Below are 2,050 nucleotides of genomic sequence, written 5' to 3'. Positions count from 1 at the left end.
GAGCGTATCCGACGCGAGTACCGCGATGAAGGGGTGAGCATCCGTGGGCTGGCCGAGCGGCACCGGGTGCATCGGCGCACGGTGCGGGAGGCGGTGCGGTCGGCGGTGCCAGCACCGCGTAAGACGCCCGTGCGGGCCGCGCCGGCGCTGGGCGGGCACGAGGCGACGATCCGCCGGTGGCTGACCGAGGACCTGTCGGCGCCGCGCAAGCAGCGGCACACCGCCCGGCGGGTGTGGCAGCGGCTGCGCGACGAGCACGGCGCGCAGGTGGCCGAGTCGACCGTGCGCGCGTTCGTCGCCGCGGTCCGCGCGGAGCTGGCCGGGCAGGCGAAGGGGGTGACCATCGGCCAGGAGCATGGCCCTGGTGAGGAGGCCGAGGTCGACTTCGGCGAGTTCCACGCCGAGGTGGGCGGGGTGGCGCTGCGGCTGTGGTTGTTCGTCATGCGCCTGTCGCACTCGGGCCGGGGGTTTGCGGTGGCGTTCGCCCATCAGGCGCAGGAGGCGTTCTTCGAGGGGCACGTGCGCGCGTTCGCCCACTTCGGCGGCGTGCCGGCCGGGCGGATCCGCTACGACTGTGAGGATAGGCGTGTGCCACCCCGGGTCGTGGTCTGACCCGCGCTACGACTGACCAGGTGTCCTGAGTTTGGTCTGTCGACCACTGGCCCGGGGTGGTGCGTGCTGCCGCCGGACCGGCGGGTGTGTCCCGATAGGGGCCTTGCCGCAACCAAGGCACCGTCACAGTCCTGACCACCTGCGCCGGCCCGGCGACGGCCGACCCGTTCCCGAGCCGTCAGGAGACGACGACCATGCCCAGCATGCCCCAGCCAGCCCAGCCCGACCACGACACCATCGTCACTGGCGAGGTCATCCTGGGCGTGGACACCCACAAGGACATCCACGTCGCGGCGGTGATCACCGCCATGGGCGCGGTAGTGGCCAGCCGCAGCTTTGCGACCACGGCCGCCGGCTACCACGAGCTGGTCGCCTGGGCACCCACCTTCGGGACGCTCCGGCGGGCAGGGGTGGAATGCACCGGCTCCTACGGAGCGGCACTCGCACGGCAGCTGCGGGCCGCCGGCAGCAACGTCATCGAGGTCAACCAGCCCGACAAGGCCACCCGCCGCCGTCGTGGCAAGACCGACACCATCGACGCCCAGGCCGCCGCCCAGGCGGTGTTGTCGGGTCGGGCCACCGCCACGGCCAAGACCGGCGACGGGCCGGTCGAGATGCTGCGGATGTTCAAGCTGGCCAAGGGCTCAGCGATCAAGTCCCGCACCCAGGCGGTCAACCAGCTCAAGGCCGTCCTGGTCGCCGCTGACCCGGCGGTGCGTGATGGGCTGTCGGGCCTGAGCAACCCGATCCTCATCCGCCAGTGCGCGCAGCTCCCCGTGGGCGCACCCAGCGACGCCACCAGCGCCGCGGCCTACACGCTGCGGCTGCTGGCCCATCGGATCCTGGAGCTGACCGCCGAGATCGACGACCTCAACCAGCAGCTCGCCCACGCCGTCAACCGGCACACGCCCAAGCTGCTCGCGCGGCCCGGAGTGGGTCCCGACTGCGCAGCGGCCCTGCTCATCGCCGCCGGCGACAACCCCGGGCGGCTCGGCAGCGAAGCCTCCTACGCCGCGCTGTGCGGTGCCAGCCCGGTCCAGGCGTCCTCCGGCAAGACCGTGCGTCTGCGCCGCAACCGCGGCGGCGACCGGCAAGCCAACGCCGCGCTGTACCGCATCGCGCTGTCGCGCCTGCGCTGGGACCCACCCACCCGTGCCTACCTCGACCGGCGCATCGCCGAAGGCAAGACCCGCCGGGAGGCGATCCGCTGCCTTAAGCGCTACATCGCCCGCGAGATCTACCAGCTCATCACCGAGCCCAAACCAGACCCCACCGCCTCACCCACCGCCGCTTGACATCCATAGATGGCATGTGAGCGGGACCCCCTCCGCTCAGATGCGGCACGCTGGCCGTATCAGATCGCACAGCGGGAGCCAGAGGAGGTCCCGATGGCCATCGTAGGAGGGCTCGACATCCACCGCCGCCAGATCACCTACGA

Annotated in this window: 2 protein-coding genes; both read left to right on the top strand. The window is 72.0% G+C overall.

The genetic code is table 11. The annotated features are described in order from the left end of the window. The coding region (locus tag VG276_07405) for an IS21 family transposase (protein HEV8649219.1) at nucleotides 1-612 on the top strand (612 nt) is incomplete at its 5' end. Between the two features lie 203 nt (nucleotides 613-815). Next, nucleotides 816-1,907 (top strand): IS110 family transposase, encoded by a 1,092-nt coding sequence (locus VG276_07400; protein ID HEV8649218.1) that lies wholly within the window; start codon nucleotides 816-818, stop codon nucleotides 1,905-1,907. The last annotated feature ends 143 nt before the right edge of the window (nucleotides 1,908-2,050 follow it).

The sequence above is a fragment of the Actinomycetes bacterium genome, from assembly GCA_036000965.1.
Taxonomy (GTDB): domain Bacteria; phylum Actinomycetota; class CALGFH01; order CALGFH01; family CALGFH01; genus DASYUT01.
Note: the sequence above shows the minus strand (reverse complement) of the source record. Positions and strands in the feature narration are given on the sequence as shown.